Annotated in this window: 12 protein-coding genes; 7 read left to right on the top strand and 5 right to left on the bottom strand. The window is 50.5% G+C overall.

What is annotated here, in order from left to right:
* Positions 1-76: 76 nt before the first annotated feature.
* The 3 genes from AC286M_RS24535 (at position 77) to AC286M_RS24525 (ending at position 3,075) form a co-directional block, all read left to right on the top strand.
* Entirely contained in the window at positions 77-1,078 is a 1,002-nt protein-coding gene (locus AC286M_RS24535) for an Npun_R2821/Npun_R2822 family protein (RefSeq protein WP_488206891.1), read from the top strand.
* Between the two features lie 72 nt (positions 1,079-1,150).
* Positions 1,151-2,071 (top strand): Npun_R2821/Npun_R2822 family protein, encoded by a 921-nt coding sequence (locus AC286M_RS24530; protein WP_488206890.1) that lies wholly within the window; start codon positions 1,151-1,153, stop codon positions 2,069-2,071.
* A 131-nt stretch (positions 2,072-2,202) separates the two neighbouring features.
* Positions 2,203-3,075 carry a sulfotransferase family protein gene (locus AC286M_RS24525; protein ID WP_488206889.1) on the top strand — a complete coding sequence of 291 codons (873 nt, stop codon included), beginning with the start codon at positions 2,203-2,205 and terminating at the stop codon, positions 3,073-3,075.
* A 30-nt stretch (positions 3,076-3,105) separates the two neighbouring features.
* Here AC286M_RS24525 and AC286M_RS24520 read toward each other — a convergent pair whose 3' ends face one another.
* Together AC286M_RS24520 and uvrA are read right to left on the bottom strand one after the other, a co-directional pair.
* Complete coding sequence (locus AC286M_RS24520; RefSeq protein ID WP_488203685.1) at positions 3,106-4,122, bottom strand: IS110 family RNA-guided transposase; 1,017 nt, start codon at positions 4,120-4,122, stop codon at positions 3,106-3,108.
* Positions 4,123-4,418: 296 nt separating this feature from the next.
* A complete protein-coding gene (gene uvrA / locus AC286M_RS24515; RefSeq protein ID WP_488206888.1) occupies positions 4,419-7,463 on the bottom strand; it encodes an excinuclease ABC subunit UvrA in 3,045 nt (1,014 codons plus the stop codon).
* Between the two features lie 675 nt (positions 7,464-8,138).
* Between uvrA and AC286M_RS24510 the strand changes: the two genes are divergently transcribed.
* A complete protein-coding gene (locus AC286M_RS24510) occupies positions 8,139-8,411 on the top strand; it encodes an NfeD family protein (RefSeq protein WP_488206887.1) in 273 nt (90 codons plus the stop codon).
* A 397-nt stretch (positions 8,412-8,808) separates the two neighbouring features.
* Positions 8,809-11,232, top strand: a complete 2,424-nt coding sequence (locus AC286M_RS24505) for a phosphoketolase family protein (protein ID WP_488206886.1) — start codon at positions 8,809-8,811, stop codon at positions 11,230-11,232.
* A 235-nt stretch (positions 11,233-11,467) separates the two neighbouring features.
* On the opposite strand, the gene AC286M_RS24500 is transcribed toward AC286M_RS24505, so the two are convergent.
* Positions 11,468-12,603 (bottom strand): IS630 family transposase gene (locus AC286M_RS24500; protein WP_488204529.1). Its coding sequence is split into 2 segments (ribosomal slippage): positions 11,468-12,171 and positions 12,171-12,603, totalling 1,137 coding nucleotides; the frame shifts between segments, so codons are not numbered across the junction.
* Between the two features lie 136 nt (positions 12,604-12,739).
* On the opposite strand from AC286M_RS24500, the gene AC286M_RS24495 reads away from it, so the two are divergent.
* Positions 12,740-13,243 carry a hydrogenase maturation protease gene (locus AC286M_RS24495; RefSeq protein ID WP_488206885.1) on the top strand — a complete coding sequence of 168 codons (504 nt, stop codon included), beginning with the start codon at positions 12,740-12,742 and terminating at the stop codon, positions 13,241-13,243.
* 66 nt (positions 13,244-13,309) lie between these two features.
* Here the strand turns inward: AC286M_RS24495 and AC286M_RS24490 are convergent, their stop codons facing one another.
* Positions 13,310-15,745, bottom strand: coding sequence for a ligase-associated DNA damage response DEXH box helicase (locus AC286M_RS24490; RefSeq protein WP_488206884.1), 2,436 nt, complete (start codon positions 15,743-15,745; stop codon positions 13,310-13,312).
* Positions 15,746-16,538: 793 nt separating this feature from the next.
* The gene (miaA, locus tag AC286M_RS24485; protein ID WP_488206883.1) at positions 16,539-17,540 is read right to left on the bottom strand and encodes a tRNA (adenosine(37)-N6)-dimethylallyltransferase MiaA; all 1,002 of its coding nucleotides are present in this window, start codon (positions 17,538-17,540) and stop codon (positions 16,539-16,541) included.
* A gap of 196 nt (positions 17,541-17,736) precedes the next feature.
* Between miaA and gyrB the strand changes: the two genes are divergently transcribed.
* Complete coding sequence (gyrB, locus tag AC286M_RS24480) at positions 17,737-19,662, top strand: DNA topoisomerase (ATP-hydrolyzing) subunit B (protein ID WP_488206882.1); 1,926 nt, start codon at positions 17,737-17,739, stop codon at positions 19,660-19,662.
* The last annotated feature ends 54 nt before the right edge of the window (positions 19,663-19,716 follow it).

The following is a 19,716-nucleotide window of genomic DNA, read 5'->3' as shown; positions in this document are numbered from 1 at the left end:
CGCCTAACACACCCTACCAAGCTCTCCTACCCATTCACCCATCCACCCTCCTACCTACCCACTCCCCCACTCTCCTATGGACGGAATCTGCACCCTCGCCAATGACTACGTCGCCGATCAGGTGATTGCCCTGCTCAATAGCATTGAGGCGATTTATGGCAGCGACATGCCCGTCTGCATTTATCCCTATGATGATCAGGTTGAGCAGTTGAGAATTGCGATCGCAGATCGACCCCAGGTGCAAATCTATGATGACGTAGATTCGATGCGAACTTGGGATGATTGGGTGCGGCAGGCGTGGGACTTGCATCCGACGGCGCGGCAGATTTGGCAAAAGGCAGGCAGCGACGGCTACCACCGTGTCGGCACCCATCGCCGCTACTGTGCGTTTGATGGGCCATTCGATCGGTTTGTCTACATGGATGCAGATACGCTGCTGATGGGATCGCTTGACCCCATTTTTGCAGCGCTGGATGAGGTGGACTGGGTCGTTTATGACTTTCAGCACAAGGATTTGACCCATGTGTACGCGGCAGAATCGGCCAAGTTGCGACAGGTCTTTCCCCAGTCGCGTTTGGATACAGAAATCTTTTGCTCTGGCTTTTACGGTTCAAAACGAGGGGTATTCGCGGCAGACCAGCGAGCCAAAGTCTTGGATTATCTGCAACAGGACGCCGAAGTTCTCTACCCGATGGCTCCCGACCAAACGCTGCTCAATTACATGGTGATGCGACTCGGTATTCCGGCTCAAAATCTAGCACAGACCCCGCCCCTGGACAAACGCACAGGCTGCTGCGTCACCTCCAGCCACTTTGAAGAACGCGATCGCGTTTTGTATGACCGGGGGCATCGCCTCACCTATCTGCACTACATTGGTGTTTCCTCTAAACTTTTCAAAGCCGTCTGTGCCGACCAAAACGTCCCTTTCCCCTATCGCGATCTGTTTCTGCACTATCGCTATTTACACGAACCCGAGCAGCGTTCTGCCCTCAACGGCCCCGAAATCCACCCCCAACGTCCACCCAACCGCTGGCAACGCGGCCTCCGCAAGCTTAAACAACAATTTCAACTCTCCTAATCACCATTCACCTATCCACCCTCCTACTCTCCTACCCTCTTACCCTCCTACCCATCCACCCCCGACCTAACCATGACTCGCGGTATCTACATCATCGCCAACGACAACGTCACCGATCATGCGATCGCGCTGTTGAACAGCATTCGTACCTACGATGCCGATACGCCCGTAATCATGATTCCCTACGACGAAAACTATGGTGCGATCGCGCAAGTTTTAGGGGAACGATTCGGGGTTGAAGTTTATGATGATTTAGAGTTTATTCAGCGACTTTCTCAGCGGCTTCAGCAGACCTTTGGAGAGCAGTTTTTTGCTCGTCCCAATCAGTTTCGCAAGCAAGCCTGCTGGTTTGGCCCCTTTGATGAATTTCTTTATATTGATACGGATATTGTTGTTTTTGAAAAGATTATTGATAATCTCAATTACTTTAGTGAATACGATTTCCTCTGTTGCGATTATCAGCATCTGGGCGGCATTACCAATGTGTTTAATTCGGTTGTTTTAGAGCAGGGAATTTTCACTCAATCAGAAATTCAAGATATCTTCAACGGCGGCTTCTGGGCGTCTAAAAAAGGATTGATGACTGAGCAAGATCTGTATGATGTGTTTGCTGAATGTGCCAGCCAGCCAGAGTACTTTGATTTCTCACAAAAAACTTCTGACCAGCCAATTATTAATTACATGTTGCTGAAGCGAATTCCGCGACGGTTCAATATCGTCAAGCGTCCCGGTGGTGCTCCGGGTAACTGGGCTGGCAGTCCCCATTTTCAGCCATTAGATGATCACCGCTTGCTTGATCCAAGCGTGAATCAACCGCTGCAATATTTACACTGGGCCGGGATTGAAATCAAATCCGGTTGTCCCTACTGGGAGATTTGGCAGCATTACCGATATCTCGGCGAAGAAATTCCGGATCACTATCCACAGTTTCAGTCTCAAACTACCTTGTGGTCTAGATTGAAATCCCAACTCAAAAAAGCCATCAAAACGTGATTTTCACAGTTATCAGATGCTTTTAGGCTTATAGGTTGGGTTGAAGCATAAAACCCAACACATCCTTAAAGGTTGGGTTACGCTAACGCTAAACCCAACCTACAAATAATACAAATAGTACTAGAGCAAAAATGGTGAAACTTCCTGATTTTATTATTTTAGGTGCCGGTAAAGGGGGAACTACCTCCATTTATCGCTATCTAGAAGAGCATCCACAAATCTTTTTGCCCACAACCAAAGAGCTGTACTTTTTCGCATTTGAAGGTGAACCAGATCGGGAAGGCGTCACCGATTTTGAGACGTACAAAACGATGTTTGCATCAGCTCCAACTGATCAAGTCATCGGCGAAGTTTCCAGTATTTATTTATTTCGGCCTAAAGCGGCTGAGCGCATTCATCACTACGTGCCAAATGCTAAACTGATTGCGATTTTGCGGCATCCGGCAGAGCGAGCATTTTCAGACTATCTCTTTCATGTGCGGAACTTACATCCGTCAGTCATGGATGAGGCAGGTAACAAGCCTTTAGATTTTGAGCACTTTGTTAAAAAAGACGGCTATTTCGTACAAATTGGCTTTTATTACGAGCAGTTGAAGCGCTACTACGACCGTTTTCCAACAGAGCAAATCAAGATTTATTTATTTGATGATCTGGTCAAAGATTCTGATGCACTAATGCAGGATCTGTTCACGTTTATTGGTGTTGATCCAAATTTCAAGCCCGATACGGAAAAGCGACACAACGTATCTGGCGCACCAAAAAATGCAGCACTTTACCGATTACTTAAAGAAAAGAATCCCCTCCGCAGTGCAGCCGCTACGGTTCTGAAGCTGTTTTTACCCGTAGACGCTCGTCAAAATCTGCGATCGCGCTTGATCAAACAAAATCTCTCTCGCCCCACGCTACAACCGGAACATCGCCAGCAGCTCATTGAGATCTATCGAGACGACATTTTGAAAACCCAGGATTTACTCCAGCGGGATCTATCGAATTGGTTGCGATGATTTTGTAGATACTGTTTTGTCTAGCTGAAGTCAAGAACGTTGGCCCAGCAAAGCTGGGTCAAAGGATTGGCCCGACTTGAGAACAGCAAAACAGATGCGAAGCAGTTTGTGCATGACCGCGCCGACGACTTGCATCTTGGTTTTACCGCGAGCGAGAAGCTCAGAGCGCCAGTGTGCGATCGCTGTGGAGCGACGAATCGCAACTAAAGCGGGGAAATAGAGGTGATGGCGCAAGTGAGCATTGCCCAGTTTAGAGAGGCGCACCTTGCCACACACGGAGGTGCCAGACTGATGCTCTTGAGGAGTAAGGCCACTGAAAGCAGCGAGTTGCCGAGCAGAACGAAAGCGCTCAAGCGAACCAATTTCAGCTCGAATACAGGCTGCAGAGAGAGCCCCAATGCCTACAATGGTCTCTAAGCGTTTCACCTCAGCGGCCAGCGCTGGGTGGCGCTGAAGATGCTCCTGGATAGACTTTTTTAGGGCATCGACCTGTTGATGGAGAAAGCGCAGATGAGACTTAATCTCCTCGCGCAGCGCCTCATGCACCGTATCGAGCCGATTGCGTTCCTGAGTGATCATCTGCTGCAGGTCTTCTAAGCGACGACTCAGCGCTTGCAACTGCTCCAGTTCAGCGGGCGGTGGTGTCCACGGGGCCGGACGCTTTTGCCAGCCAAACTGAGCAATCAGAGCGGCATCAGCTCCATCGGTTTTGCTGCGTTGCAATTCACTCTGGGCAAACCCACTGACGCACAGGGGGTTGATGATGCTCACTTGATGGCCTTGCTCATACAGGTAGGTCGCCACTCCCTGTCCATAGGTGTTGGTCGCTTCCAGGCAACCATGCACCCGCTCAATTCCTTGTCGCTCCAACCACTCACTCAACTGCTGGTAGCCCGCTAGATTGTTGGTCACCACTTTGCGTTTAGGCCGATGCTGACCATCCACTTGCAGGGCCACATGCAATTTCGCTTTGCTCACGTCAATGCCGAGAATCGGCAAGCCAGTCTGATTCATCACTCGTTCCTCAACCGTTAACCCTCCATCCAACGATACTGTCCTTGTTCAATGCGGGGTGGCTGTTCTACTGACAGTCCCCTTGATACTGGGTTCAGATTCGTCGATAAGCAGGGAAGAGACAAGGAAAACTCCATCGCAGGCTACTATAATCTACCTCGCGAGCTATTCGCTCAGGGGCGGGTCCAGAGTCACTACTTCGTCTGGGGTTTCCTTGTCTTTTATCTTCCCTCATATACAAGGGGCGGGTCTTGACGAAACGTTTGAGTCACATCTAGGCGTGATTGGCTAGACCCGCCCCTACATTGCGAAACACGTGGTGAAGACATTTAGGCCGATGATGCCATTGGTGGATGCTGTTCCAGCACAGGCTTGAGGTATTGACCCGTGTAAGAGCGATTGCAGTTTGCCACTTCTTCCGGTGTGCCCTCGGCAATCACCTCGCCGCCTCGGTTGCCGCCTTCTGGCCCCAGGTCAATCAGCCAGTCGGCACAGCGAATCACATCTAGATTGTGCTCAATCATTAGCACTGAGTTACCCTTGTCCACCAGCCGCTGCACGACATCCAGTAGCTTGTGAACATCGTAGAACGAGAGACCAGTCGTCGGCTCGTCAATCAGGTAAAGGGTTTTGCCTGTGGCGCGGCGGGACAGTTCAGAAGCCAGCTTCATCCGCTGGGCTTCTCCACCGGAAAGGGTGGGGGCGGTTTGGCCTAAACGCACGTAGCCTAGTCCCACATCAACCAGCGTTTGCAGACGGGAAGCGGCCTTGGGAATATTCTGGAAAAAGTCCAGCGCTTCCTCAGCGGTCATATTGAGCACATCGGAGATATTTTTACCCTTATACTTGACCTGCAGGGTTTCGCGGTTGTAGCGCGCGCCTTTGCAGACCTCGCACTGCACGTACACGTCCGGCAAAAAGTTCATCTCAATCACGTTCACGCCTTGGCCACCGCAGGCTTCACAGCGTCCGCCTTTGACGTTGAACGAGAACTGTCCCGGTTTGTAACCTCGCGCTTTTGCTTCTACGGTTTCCGCAAACAGCGTCCGAATCACGTCAAAGATGCCGGTATAGGTAGCTGGATTGGAGCGGGGCGTACGGCCAATCGGCGACTGGTCAATCACGATCGCTTTATCGAGTGATTTTAGTCCTTTGATTTCCTTCAGGTCTTTGGGAAAGGGAACCTTGTGGCCAAAGTGATGGCGCAAGCCCTGATAGAGTAATTCGTTGACCAGGGTTGACTTGCCGGAGCCGGACACGCCCGTCACGCAAACCAGCTTGCCCAGCGGAATCTTGACCGTAATTTCTTTCAAGTTATTGCGCGTTGCACTGCATAGGGTGAGGCTGCGACCGTTGCCCGCCCGCCGTTCCGCCGGAGTAGCAATGCCAAGTCGTCCCGATAAGTAAGCCCCCGTCATGGATGCTTTTGACTTTTTGATGTCCTCAATGCCGCCTTGGGCGACAATGCTGCCGCCGTGGATGCCCGCACCAGGGCCAATATCGACTAGGTAATCAGCCGCCTGCATAGTGTCTTCATCATGCTCCACGACGATCAGTGTATTACCCAGATCCCGCAGTTTAGTTAGGGTATTAAGCAGTCGCCCATTGTCCCGCTGGTGCAGACCAATGCTCGGCTCGTCCAGCACGTAGAGAACCCCCGTTAAACCGGAACCAATCTGGGTTGCCAGCCGAATCCGCTGCGCTTCACCACCGGAGAGGGTCATGGCGGGTCGATCGAGGGTGAGATAGTCGAGTCCCACATCCAGCAGAAACCGTAATCGCGCCTTGATTTCTTTCAGAACCAAATCGCCAATCTGCGCCTGCCGGGGCGTGAGTTGCACATTTTCGATTCGTTCCAGACATTCGCGAATCGAAACGCCCGTGAACTGAGTGACGGTATATTGACCAATTCGTACTGCTAAAGATTCGGGCTTGAGGCGATTGCCGTGGCAGACCTCGCAAGGCTGGCTGACCAGATATTTCTCCAGCTTTTGTTTATAGGTATCGGACGTGGTTTCGTGATACTGCCGCTCCAGCAGGGGGATCACGCCTTCGTAGCGGCGGTGGTAGCCCTTCTTATCGCGATAGCGCGAGTCCGTCTCAATATAAATTTCATGCTTGGTTCCCCAAAGCACCGTGTGCTGCTGTTCGGGGGTGAGGCTATCCCAGGCTGACTGGATTTCAAAGCCCAACGCTTGGCCGACACTAAAAAGCAGTGAGAAATAGTAGGTGTTATCCTTCTCTGACCAAGGTGCGATCGCAGCATAAACAGGCAGCGACGGATCGGGCACTACCAAATCGGGCGAGAACGTGGGCAGATTGCCTAAACCGTGACAGTTGGGGCAGGCACCATAGGGCGAGTTGAAGGAGAACAGACGCGGCGACAGTTCTTCCATGACTGCGCCATGTTCGGGACAGGCAAAGTTTTCAGAAAAGACCAGTTCTTTGGGCAAAGCTTCTGGCTCAGCGGTAGCGGTTTGACCATATTGACCACCTTTTTCCGCCGCTCGCAGGGAGGCACTACCGTTGGTGGTATCCGCTTTCTGAACGGGCAGGGCTACCACGTTATCCGGTGTGGCAACAAGATCGACAATGGCAATTCCGTCGGCGCGACGCAGGGCAGTAGACAGCGAGTCCACTAGGCGCTCTTGCAGCCCCTCTTTCATCACCAAGCGATCCACGACCACCTCAATATCGTGGAAGTGGTTCTTATTCAGCTCGATGTTGTCGCTCAGATCTATCACTTCGCCATCGACCCGCACCCGCACAAAGCCCTCAGCGGTTAGGCCGGACAGCAATTTCTTATGCGTGCCTTTCTTGCCTCGCACCACTGGCGCGAGAATTTGAAACCGCGTCCGTTCGGGGAGTTCGGAGATGATGTCCACCATCTGATCGATGGTTTGGGGCGCAATGGAGCGATCGCACTCTGGACAGTGGGGTTCACCTGCTCGACCAAACAGCAGTCGCAGATAGTCATAGATTTCCGTCACTGTTCCCACCGTGGAGCGGGGGTTGTGTGACGTAGATTTTTGGTCAATCGAAATCGCGGGACTCAAACCCTCGATCGCATCCACGTCAGGTTTGTCTACCTGGCCTAAAAACTGGCGGGCGTAGGCGCTGAGGGATTCCACGTAGCGGCGCTGTCCCTCGGCAAAAATCGTATCAAACGCCAGCGAAGACTTACCCGAACCCGACACCCCGGTCAGGACAATCAGCTGATCGCGCGGTAAATCAAGATCGATGTTCTTCAGATTATGCTGCCGCGCCCCCCGAATCCGAATGGTATTTTGCGGATTGGCAATCGAAGCTTTGCCATTGCCGTTGTGGGCAGATCGGGCTGGCAGCGAATCAGACAGATCAACAGGTTGGGACATACCAGAGGTTGCGATCGCAGAGGTCAAAAGTTCTTAATGATTCTAACGCCATCTGGTCAGGCCGTCAGGGCAAATATCAGGCCAGGTGTGTTTTAGGAAGATAGCGGGTAGTCTTTCAAGAGTCATGATTTGGGGTTCGGTACACCAACGCATACGACCCAAAATCATGATTAAAATACCCCCACCAGACAATGGAGTTTCTGAGTCGAAACCGCTTTATCTAGTTCACAGATACTATCAGTCTGGCTCGATAGTATCAATGCATTATTGCGGAGATTAAACAATTAGTCATCTCACTCTGTAGTTGCATTAATTCTAATGTTCGATGCGATACTTAGCATCGAAGAAATCTAGTGAAAACACAGAGGATTTATCAAAGCTTTTAATCCGCTCTTGTATTTCTACTGTTTTTTCTGTGTAGCGGTCGTTAAAGAGAAACTACATTTGTTAATTCTTGGAGTTGCGATCGCAGATATCGCGGATCTCACGCCCTAGGACAATTGTTAAACTGCCCATAAGTAGCAAAAAGCTGGAACCGTCCAAATCTATTTTTAGTCCTATTCAGAAGTGCGTCAAACGACATTCAAGTAGCGAATGTCACATGGGTTTGGATCTCAAGTTGGTGTATCTGCCATCGATTTAATATCAACACCAGATTTGAGGCATGGGTTCAATATGTTTCGGTGGGCAAAATTGTTTGACAGTCCAGATTTCAATCCGTTCGCAGGGCAAGGACGGGTAGAGCAGTTAATTTCAGGCAAATATCCCGGTCGCATTTATTTTCAAGGCACGTCTTGGCCCGCAAAGTTTGCTCAGTCGCACGCCATTTGTTGCCAACCGGGTGAGCTTGTTGAAGTAGTTGGACGACAAGGATTAACGTTACTTGTTGTACCCATCATTGAAGATGATATAGAACCAGCAGAACTGCCGCAGGCAATGGTAATTTGAGGCCGATGGGGCAACGTGGGCGAATTAGTATCAGGCAAGACAAAGAGGCTATCGAATTAGTTGGCAATCCTACATAAGTTACTTAAGCCATTAAAAAAGCATTAAGTAACTACAAATGGAATAACAGCCTACAGGTACAAATAATGTTGAGCATTAGAGTGATTATGAAGCCTTAATTCCACCGTGTTAAGGTTTATCAGCTCTATATCTCTATATCGACTTGCTGTTCAATGCCAGCGATGAGATAAATTGAGCCAATTTAAACTCTAGGGTAGATGTTGGCTTTCGTCTGAATAATCAGACTGGGGGCAAACATGACTAGCGATCAAGCTGTGATCCCAATCCTTAAATAATCAAAAATTCTCAATTTGATGTCATTAAAATCTGGAAGCCACGTATGGTAGTAGCCCCTTCACCACAAACCAAGCCGTTATCAGATGACGAACTACAAAAGATTCATGCCTACTGGCGTGCCTGCAACTATCTTGCTGTCGGCATGATTTATCTAAAGGATAATCCGTTGCTGCGAGAGCCAATCAAGCCGGAGCACGTCAAGTACCGTCTACTGGGTCACTGGGGATCATCACCGGCTCTCAGTTTTACCTACATTCATTGCAACCGCCTGATCAAGAAGTACGACCTGGACATGATTTTTCTGGCTGGGCCGGGTCATGGCGCACCGGGTGTACTTGGCCCAGTCTATCTGGAGGGCACATATTCAGAAATTTATCCTACCAACAACCAAGACGCGGAGGGAATGCAGCAGTTTTTCAAGCAGTTTTCCTTCCCCGGTCACATTGGTAGCCACGTTACACCGGAAACCCCTGGCTCGATCCATGAAGGGGGGGAACTGGGATACAGTCTGTCCCACGCCTATGGTGCGGTGTTAGACAATCCCGATCTAATTGCTACCTGTGTTGTGGGTGATGGCGAGGCCGAAACCGGTCCGCTCGCGACGGCTTGGCACTCTAACAAGTTCATCAATCCCGCGCGAGATGGTGCTGTCCTGCCAGTCCTAAACCTGAACGGCTACAAGATCGCCAATCCCACGATCCTGGCCCGCATTTCCTCCGAAGAACTGGAATATCTATTTAGAGGCTATGGCTATACGCCCTATGTCGTGGAAGGCAGCGATCCGGCTGACATGCACCAGAAAATGGCGGCTGTCATGGAAGAGTGCATTACCCACATTCGAGAGGTTCAGCGGGAAGCTCGGATCAACGGCAATATTGAACGTCCCCGCTGGCCGATGATTATCCTGCGGACACCCAAAGGTTGGACTGGCCCAGAGGAAGTCGATGGGCACAAAGTCGAAGGATTTTGGCGATCGCACCAGGTGCCAATGGGCAATATGCACAGCAACCCCGAGCATCTGCAAATGCTGGAAGCCTGGATGCGCAGATACAAACCGGAAGAGCTGTTTGATGCAAACGGGACTCTCATCCCAGAGCTAAAAGCGCTTGCCCCTGAAGGCAATCGGCGGATGAGCGCCAATCCTCAAGCCAATGGTGGGCTGCGGCGGCGTGATTTACACATGCCGAACTTCCGTGATTATGCGATCGCAATTCCGCAGCCCGGTACGGTGATGTTCGAAAACACCATGGTGCTGGGCCTCCTGATGCGGGATATCATGCGGGACAATCCCAATAACTTCCGCCTGATGGGGCCGGATGAAACGGCATCGAATCGTCTCCAGGCGGTTTATGAAGTATCCAAGAAAGCCTGGATGGCTGACATGTATCCCGAAGACCTGGACGGCAGCGAACTGTCGCGCGATGGTCGGGTGATGGAAATGCTGAGTGAGCATACGCTCCAGGGCTGGCTTGAGGGTTACCTCCTCACCGGACGGCATGGTCTATTCCATACCTACGAAGCGTTTGCCCATGTAGTGGATTCCATGTTTAACCAGCACGCTAAGTGGCTGGATATCTGTAAGCATCACGTTCCCTGGCGGCGCTCGATTTCATCACTGAATATCCTGCTGTCGTCCCTAGTGTGGCGGCAAGATCACAACGGATTCAGCCACCAAGATCCGGGCTACATCGACTTGGTGACCAATAAAAATCCAGACGTGGTGCGGGTTTACTTCCCACCGGATGCTAACTGCTTGCTGTCCGTTGCCGATCACTGTTTCCGCAGCGTGGACTACATCAACGTGATCATTTCCGACAAGCAGAAGCACCTGCAATATCTGACAATGGATGAGGCGGTGAAGCACTGCACCAAGGGCATCGGCATTTGGGACTGGGCCAGCAACGACGACTGCGGCACAGAACCGGATATTCCTGATGTGATCATGGCCTGCTGCGGTGACATTCCAACGATGGAGTCTCTGGCTGCAACGGCGATTCTGCGGGAGGAGTTTCCCTATCTCAAAATCCGCTTTATTAACGTCGTCGATTTGTTCAAGCTGGTGTCTGAAGGAGAGCATCCCCACGGCTTATCCGATTGGGATTTCAACTCTCTGTTCACCACCGATAAGCCCGTGATCTTTAACTTCCACGGCTATCCCTGGCTGATTCACAAGCTGGTGTATCGTCGCGCCAATCAAGATCGGATTCACGTTCGCGGTTACAAGGAAGTGGGCAATATCAACACGCCGCTAGAGCTGGCGATCAATAACCAGATTGATCGGTTCAATTTGGTTATTGATGTGATTAACCGCGTGCCAAAACTGGGATCAGCCGCTGCCCATGTGAAGGAGCGCATGAAAAACAACATCATCGAATGCCTTACCTATGCCCATGAATACGGTAAAGATAAAGATGAGTATACGAACTGGAAATGGCCAGGATTTGATTCCTGTGCGGTAAACGATTAAGCGTTCGATTTGAGTAGGGGCGGGTTTTGCCGTCAAATCGATGACACGGTGCAGATTGGTCTACTAAACCCGCCTCTACAGTTTGCGGATTTATTCAATTCACGCTCCTAACTGAATAAGGAGATGGGCTATAACCCATCTCCTTATTCAATCTCAATCGGACTAGCCTGAGTATATTTTCTTAGCTTTTTGAGCTAAATCTAGATGTCACACCGCAAATCGCAGTAGTGGTTAGTCAAGAATTAATTGACGGGTAAAGTCGTTTCAACTTAATGCGTGCGTCCTCGGTGGTGAAGCGCCAATCAATCCACGTTTGCTGCTGATTGCGGGTCTCTACCCAGGCTGAAACTTCACGTTGCAGGGGTTCAAATTCAGCGATGCGTCGGTCTAAACATTGACGAGCCAGAATGCTCAACTCAATCTCGGCCATATTCAACCAACTGCCGTGCTTAGGGGTATAGCAAAATTCCAGGCGATTGAGAATGCGACGCGCCTCGGCCGGTTCAAAGGCTTTGTAGAGAGAGGCGGGTGTATGGGTGTTGAGATTGTCTTGCACCACCGTGATGAGCAGGGCATCGGGATAATGCAGATCGACAACATCTTTGAGCAAATGAGCATAATCAACAGCGGTGCGCTGTCGCGTCACCTCAACGTGTCGCCACCCCGCTATCGGTTCACATAACATGAATAGATTGGCGGTGCCGTTGCGCTCATATTGAAAATCCTGTCGCTGTGGCTGTCCCGGTTGTGCCGGCACTGGTGCGACGGTTTCTTTGACGAGCTGTTTCATCGCTTCGTCAAGGCAGATGATGGGGAAGTCAGGGTGATAGCGGCGCTGGTAAACTTCCAGCACGGATTCCATTTGGCAGACAAATTCGGCATTCTGTTCTGGCGGAATTACCCAGCAGTCTTGTTTCCAAGGCTGTAATTCGTTTTTTTCAGCGTTTGCCGAATGGTTTCATGACTCACGCTCTCAACATGGCCGAGTTGCACCATGTGACTTGCCAGCAAGCGCAATGTCCACCGTGCCTGACCCGCCGGAGCCTCACTACAGACCAAGGCAATCAAATGGGCTTCTTGTTCGCCATTCAAGCAGCTTGGTTTGCGTCCACCCCCGGTGCGTCGCACTAATGATGCCTCCAGCCCGAACTCCACAAAGCGACGGCGGACGCGTTCGACCGTGCGAACCCCGACGTCGAGGGCCGTCGCAATCGCCTGATCTGACCAACTGCCGTTGGGTTGATTGCAGTCGGCTTTGAGCAGAATGCGCGCACGGGTAATGTGATCCGCCGCGCGACGGCCCGTTGTCGCGAACTGTTCTAAGTAAGTCCGTTCTTCAGCACTCAAATCCACGATGTATTTCTTGACCATGACCGAAAGTAAGAGGTGTTTTTCTTACTTTAGCTGGCCGTCATCTATTTGTTGACGCACCAGTAGGTTTAAACATAGAAACCTCTCTCCTTAACCCTTACACATAAGGAATCCCTACATACAAGGAGGAACCAGCATGACAACCTCTACACAGTCCTCAGCTTTTAACGTTGTACTAATTGGCTATGGCAATCAGCAGCACGGTGATGATGGCATTGGGCCGGAACTGGCCAGGTTAGTCGAAACCTTAAACCTGCCGGGTATTAAAGCTTATGCCGTGACTCGACTCACGCCAGAACTCTCTAGCAAACTGGCCGAGGCTGACTATGCGATTTTTGTGGATGCCTGCAAAATGCCCTCTACTGATCAAATTAGGGTGAAGCCGCTGAATGCAGTGGGCAGTGAAACGACGGGATCATCTGTGCCCTGCTCTGGCCATTCCTGCGATCCGCGATCGCTGTTGGCGCTGACTCATTCCGTATATGGTCATCATCCGCAAGCCTGGTGGCTGGAAGGGCCGGCGACCGAATTTGGCGATGGCTGTCAAACTTCTGAAACGGCAGAACGGGGCATGCAGTCAGCTTTTCAAGAGATCACGGCGCTGGTCACGCAGGTTTCGCCGAAACAGCTCCATGCCTGAGCCAATATCCAGCGTTAGATTAGAGCCGCAACGTAATGCCGATGAAGGGAATCAAGGTGCGGTGAATTACACGACTTCCCACTGTTGCTTCAGTCGCTCAATTCGATCCATCAGGCTTTCGTTGGACAGCCGTGCGCCCAGTCGCTCGACCAGGAGCGGAAAAGCAAAGGGCGATGGTCGCTGGGTTTTCTGCCACACGACCGAGAGCTGACTGAGACGGTGCAGCGTTTGCGAAATGCGATCGCACTCTAGCTGTTCTTGCAAAACTTCTTGTTTGGCCTGTTGCAGCAGCAGATTATCCGATTCATATTTGGAGAATACGTCATAAATTAGCGATGAGCTAATTTGTAGTTGTCCTGCCGTTTTGCGGCTAGAGGGATAGCCCTTAAAAACTAAACCTGCAACTTGAGAAATGCCGCGAAATTTGCGCTGCATTAGTTCTGAAATATTTAAGCCAGCTTCTAAATCGGCAAGTAAGTTATCAGTTTCAAAAAAGGCAGCGCTAAATAATTCTTGAAAGGGATAACCTTTGGGCGCTAGGATCTCAAATCCGTAGTCGTTTACTGAAACCGTAAACGTGGCCTGCTTTTGATTGGCGAACCGATAACTCCATAGGAAACCTAATCCCTCATGTACAAACCGACCTTCAAAGGGATACACGTATAAATGCTCGCCCTCGCGGGTTTTGCAGGTTTCAATCAGCAGTTCATCATCGGCTGGCACTCTGGATAATTTGTCCTGAATTCTGATCAGTGGCTGTACGCACGTTAATTCGTCATTGCGCCGTTTAAGCTGAACCGCCCGCTGAATTTCTGCTCGTAAATAGCGGCTCAGATTGTCCGATATCGCTAAATTGCCACCGCCCCAGCTCGGTGTCACCGTAGACTTTTTGGTGGAGTTCCTAACATAGGCCACCATATCTTTCATCATGAAAAACTCAAGCTGTCGTCCGGCAAAGAAAAACACGTCGCCTTTCTTCAATTTGGAGACAAAACCCTCCTCAACGGTGCCAATGCGTTTACCTTTCAAGTAATTCAAATACACCACCTGATTCGAGCTAATGGTGCCGATGCTCATCCGGTGCATCTTGGTAATTTGGGCGTCCGTGACCTGATAGCGCCCGTCTACCTGAACTAGCTTGCGATAGCGAGGATAGGCATGAAGACAGCGCCCACCGTTTGCCAGGAAATCTAGCATCCAGCTAAACTCCTGTTCCGTTAAATCCTGATAGGCTATGGTTTTGCGAACTGTAGCTAGCGTTTGCTCTGGCTCAAAGCCATCCCCACAAGCGAGGGTCACTAAATGCTGAAGCAGCACGTCATAGGGCTTGCGCCGAGGCCGCCGATTTTCAATTGCTCCGGCTTTAAGTGCCCGTCGAATCGCTGAGATTTCCAGGAGTTCCAGCGCATTTGTAGGCAAGAAGAAAATTTCTGCCGTGCCTTCTGGTACGTGAGCAGAGCGCCCTGCCCGTTGCAGCAGACGCGCCACATTCTTAGCACTGCCAATCTGCACCACCCGCTCCACGGGCTGAAAATCGACGCCCAGATCCAGTGAGGACGTACACACCACCCACTTAATCTCGCCGGACTTCACCCCAGCTTCAATCGCCGCCCGGTTCTGCACGTCGATGGAACCGTGGTGCAGGGCAATGCGATCGCACATTTCCGGCAGGGCATATTCCAACGCTTGATACCAGCGTTCCGCCTGCGATCTCGTATTGGTGAAAATCAGCGTGGACTTGTTGATATCCAGCGCTGCGACCAACTCCTCAAACAGCCGCAAACCCAGATGTCCGGCCCAGGGGAAACTATCAACTGACTCTGGCAGAACGCTGCGGATTACCGTTTCTCGTTTGATGTTGGACTGAATAATCTGCGGTTGCCGATCAGTGCCAATTGCGGCCTGAGCAGCTTCCTCCAAATTACCCAGAGTGGCCGACACGGCCCAAATTTTCACCTGCGGCTGAATCAGCTTTAGCTGCGACATACACAGCTCTGCCTGAGTGCCCCGTTTGGAACTGAGCAGTTCATGCCATTCGTCTAACACCACAGCCCGTAAGGATTTGAAGAGCTGATCTGCACCCTTATAAGACAGCATCACCGTCAGCGATTCCGGCGTCGTGATCAGGATATGCGGCATGTGCTTTAACTGGCGCGATTTACGTGAGGAGCTGGTGTCCCCGGTGCGCGACTCCACCTGTAAGCCCCAGCCCATCTCCTCAATCGGTCGGCGGATGGCCTGCTCAATGTCCCGCGACAGCGCCCGCAGCGGTGTGATGTAGAGGATCTGCAAGCCTTTTGGGTTCTCTGGCTGGGAGAGAATTTCTGCGATCGCACCCATGACCGAGGCGTAGGTTTTACCTGATCCAGTGGGAACTTGAATTAAGCCGCTGTGTCCCTGCCAGTATGCCTGCCATGCGGCTAATTGAAACGGTAGCGGCTGCCAGCTCTGGCGCTGGAACCACTCTAAGATAGGCATTTGAAGAGACAAGCTATCTGGCATTGATGACCTTACTGAAAACTCCAATTTTATAATCTTGCTCTCTTTACTGTTCTGTCGCTCGAATAACTCTGCGATAGCGCTTCATATAAGTTGATGAAATGTTTCTGATTTTAAAGATAAGATTAAGTTAGTTAAAAAATCAACAAATGAAATTGAGTTTCGTTAGTTTACGTTTTGTTTGTTTGGGATTTTTATTTAATTCAGTATTGATTCAAAATCGATTGATTCTTGGCGAATTTCGCCTTCACAAGGAAAATTAAAATGATTGCTAATAATATCTACAACATTGAAGTTGAAGCCAACACTCGAAATCATAGAGGGACATTTGTACAAGATGCACTCTATAAGCTGATTCGAGTAGACAAATTTGGTTGGGCACTCATTTGTCTGGATGATGCGACATGTCATTATGTTGATCCAGATAGCCTACATCAATTCATTGAATTAAGAGATTGAATAAGAATAAGCTGATTACTCTTGATGAGTGATGGCTAAATATCTTTTTTCTAAAAAATTAAAGATGGTGTGATGGTTAATTAATTGAACATAAAATACTCACGAGATTAGTATAAATTTAATGCAAGTTTTGACTCGCCTACAGTCACAGGCTGTTCTGCCAGCAGCTCATGGATCAATGACAAATAGGCATGTTTGTCTTTGCTGTTCTGATGTTTTGTTGCGCCATATTCATTTAGGAAAACTTGCCTGGCGCTGTGGCTCTTGTCATCAAAATATGCCAGTTTAGACGATGTTTAAATAAGGATGGAGAATATTAAACCGCTGATTCCAGCCGCTAAACCCGATGGTCGTCCCCGCAGTGTGGAGTAGGGAGCTGAGCGGCAGCTGGACACCCCGAGAGCCCATCAGACGTAAAGTCCTGAATCGTTGTCCAGACTTGTTCAACTAAATTGGGATCTTCTGAGTCAAACCAGTGAATCGTATCATCAGCGCGAAACCACGTGCGCTGGCGCTTGGCAAACTGACGCGTATGCTGCACCGTTAACTCAATCGCGTCTTTATAACCAATGTCTCCGGCAAGATACTGAGCAACTTCCTGATAGCCTAGCGTATTTAGGAGCGGCAAATCAGCACCAAAGCGCTGCTGGAGCGATCTCACTTCGTCTACAAAACCCATTTTCATCATCTCGCGGGTGCGCTGCTCAATGCGATCGCGCAATCGTCCCGGCTCAAAACAGTCTAAGCCAATCTGCAAAATGGGGTAATCTGGCGGGTTCTCGCCCTGCTGGTCGGACATGGTTTGGCCCGTGACGTAGTAGATTTCCAGGGCGCGCAGGGTACGTACCTGATCGTTAGGATGGATGCGCTGAGCGGATAGTGGATCAATCTGCTGCAAGAGCTGGTGGCACAAGGGTTGGCCGAGGTCGGCGAGCTGCGATCGCAACTCTGGATGGGGGGGCACGGCAGGAATTTTCAATCCCCAAATCACAGAACGGATGTAAAGCCCTGTGCCACCGACCAGCAGGGGAACGGTGCCTTCGGCATGAAACTTTGCAATTAAATGTTGAGCATCTTGCTGATATTCCGCTAACGTTAGAGTCGCTGTTGGCTCACAGATGTCAATCAGGTAGTGAGGGACGTGTTGCTGATCTGCGATCGCAGGTTTGGCAGTACCGATATCAAAGTGGCGATACACTTGGCGAGAGTCAGCGCTGAGGATGACCGCTGGTTGCTGGTTGGCCGTCAGGCGATCTGCGATTGCTAGTGAAAGCCCGGTCTTACCCGTTGCTGTTGGCCCACAGATGACCAGCAAAAATGGTACAATTGTATTATTCAAGACTGGTTTCATTTCTCGTTTAGCCGCTATCACTATTAATTAATGATTCGTTAAATATTATTTGATATACCCTCTTTCAAAACTCGATTCCAGCATAGGCTAGGAACGCTTTCAAGCCAGTTTGTGCTAAAATTTTGATAGATTTGTTATTTGACGGCTTACGAGGCTTAAAGACCGTTACAGGAGCGCTTCATACATGGCAACAGATTACGGTGCGGATCAGATTCAGGTTTTAGAAGGGCTTGAACCTGTACGCAAACGACCCGGCATGTATATCGGTAGTACGGGATCACGCGGTCTCCACCACCTAGTGTACGAGGTCGTTGATAATTCCGTCGATGAGGCATTAGCCGGGTTTTGTACGAATATCCAGGTCACGCTTCAGCCGGATGGTTCAGTTTTTGTCAGCGATGACGGTCGCGGTATTCCGACCGACATCCATCCCCGCACGGGCAAATCAGCCTTGGAAACCGTCATGACCGTGCTGCACGCAGGCGGCAAGTTCGGTGGCGGTGGCTATAAAGTATCCGGCGGTTTGCACGGTGTCGGCATCTCCGTTGTGAACGCCCTGTCTGAATGGGTGGAAGTGGAAGTTGCCCGTGACAGTAAGCGCTTTACCCAACGCTATGAGCGCGGCGTTCCCCAAGGCGACTTAAAAGCGCAACCGGGCGCCAATGGCAAGACAGGCACGACGGTTATCTTTAAGCCAGATGCCCAAATTTTTACAGTTGGCACAGAGTTTGATTATGCCACACTGGCTGGACGACTGCGAGAGCTGGCCTATCTGAACGCTGGCGTCAATATCACGATCACCGATCAGCGCAAGGAAACCGAGCGCAGCGACACCTTCCACTATGAGGGGGGCATTCGCGAATATGTCGCTTACATGAATGTGGACAAGCAACCGATTCATGACGAAATTATTTTCGTGCAGGGTGAGCGGGATAATGTCCAGGTTGAGGTGGCGCTACAGTGGTGTTCCGATGCCTACAACGATAACCTGCTGGGCTTTGCCAACAATATTCGGACGATTGATGGCGGTACCCACCTGGAAGGGTTAAAAACAGTCTTGACCCGAACGATGAATGTGATCGCCCGCAAGCGGAATAAGCTGAAAGACAGCGATTCCAACCTGGGTGGCGAAAACGTACGGGAAGGTCTGACGGGTGTAATCTCCGTTAAGGTGCCCGACCCTGAATTTGAAGGTCAGACGAAAACTAAGCTGGGCAACACTGAGGTACGCGGCATTGTCGATTCTCTAGTTGGCGAGACGCTGACGGAGTATTTGGAATTTCGTCCTAGCGTTGCTGATTCAGTGATCGAAAAAGCGATTCAAGCATTCAACGCAGCAGAAGCGGCTCGACGGGCGCGGGAACTGGTGCGCCGTAAGTCGGTGCTCGAATCCTCTACGCTACCCGGTAAGCTGGCTGACTGTAGTTCTCGTGATCCATCTGAATCTGAGATTTTCATCGTTGAGGGGGATTCAGCGGGCGGTTCCGCCAAGCAAGGTCGCGATCGCAGATTTCAGGCGATTTTGCCGCTGCGGGGTAAAATTCTCAACATTGAGAAAACCGATGATGCTCGGATTTATAAGAACACTGAGATTCAGGCGCTGATTACAGCTCTGGGCTTGGGTATCAAAGGGGAAGAGTTTGACTCGACCCAACTGCGCTACCACCGGATCATCATCATGACCGACGCGGATGTAGACGGTGCCCACATTCGGACGCTGCTGCTGACGTTCTTCTACCGCTATCAGCGAGAACTAGTGGATCAGGGCTATATCTATATTGCTTGTCCGCCCTTGTATAAAGTAGAGCGGGGACGCAATCACTACTACTGCTATAGCGATCGCGAATTAGATAACCTGATTCGCAATGAGTTTCCCGATAACGCGAATTACAACATTCAGCGATTTAAGGGTTTGGGTGAAATGATGCCGCAGCAGCTCTGGGAAACGACGATGGATCCTGCCACCCGAACGATCAAGCGAGTAGAGATTGAGGACGCTGCCGAAGCCGATCGCATTTTCACTGTCCTCATGGGTGACCGTGTTGCACCGCGACGGGAATTTATTGAAACCTACGGCTCGCATTTAGATTTTGCAGATCTAGATATTTAATATATTCATCCCGCGTTGATGCAATAACTATAAAAGCGAAGGAATCGCCCCCAC

This window comes from Thainema salinarum CENA647, from assembly GCF_057732415.1.
The sequence above is the reverse complement of the archived record's forward strand: the minus strand, read 5'-3'. Positions and strand labels throughout refer to the sequence as shown.

What these genes read in the sequence shown, in the direction of transcription:
- AC286M_RS24535 (WP_488206891.1), top strand. Translation starts at nt 77, where the DNA reads ATGGACGGAATCTGCACCCTCGCCAATGACTACGTCGCCGATCAGGTG.
- AC286M_RS24530 (WP_488206890.1), top strand. Translation starts at nt 1,151, where the DNA reads ATGACTCGCGGTATCTACATCATCGCCAACGACAACGTCACCGATCAT.
- AC286M_RS24525 (WP_488206889.1), top strand. Translation starts at nt 2,203, where the DNA reads ATGGTGAAACTTCCTGATTTTATTATTTTAGGTGCCGGTAAAGGGGGA.
- uvrA (WP_488206888.1), bottom strand. Translation starts at nt 7,463, where the DNA reads ATGTCCCAACCTGTTGATCTGTCTGATTCGCTGCCAGCCCGATCTGCC.
- AC286M_RS24510 (WP_488206887.1), top strand. Translation starts at nt 8,139, where the DNA reads ATGTTTCGGTGGGCAAAATTGTTTGACAGTCCAGATTTCAATCCGTTC.
- AC286M_RS24505 (WP_488206886.1), top strand. Translation starts at nt 8,809, where the DNA reads ATGGTAGTAGCCCCTTCACCACAAACCAAGCCGTTATCAGATGACGAA.
- AC286M_RS24495 (WP_488206885.1), top strand. Translation starts at nt 12,740, where the DNA reads ATGACAACCTCTACACAGTCCTCAGCTTTTAACGTTGTACTAATTGGC.
- AC286M_RS24490 (WP_488206884.1), bottom strand. Translation starts at nt 15,745, where the DNA reads ATGCCAGATAGCTTGTCTCTTCAAATGCCTATCTTAGAGTGGTTCCAG.
- gyrB (WP_488206882.1), top strand. Translation starts at nt 17,737, where the DNA reads ATGGCAACAGATTACGGTGCGGATCAGATTCAGGTTTTAGAAGGGCTT.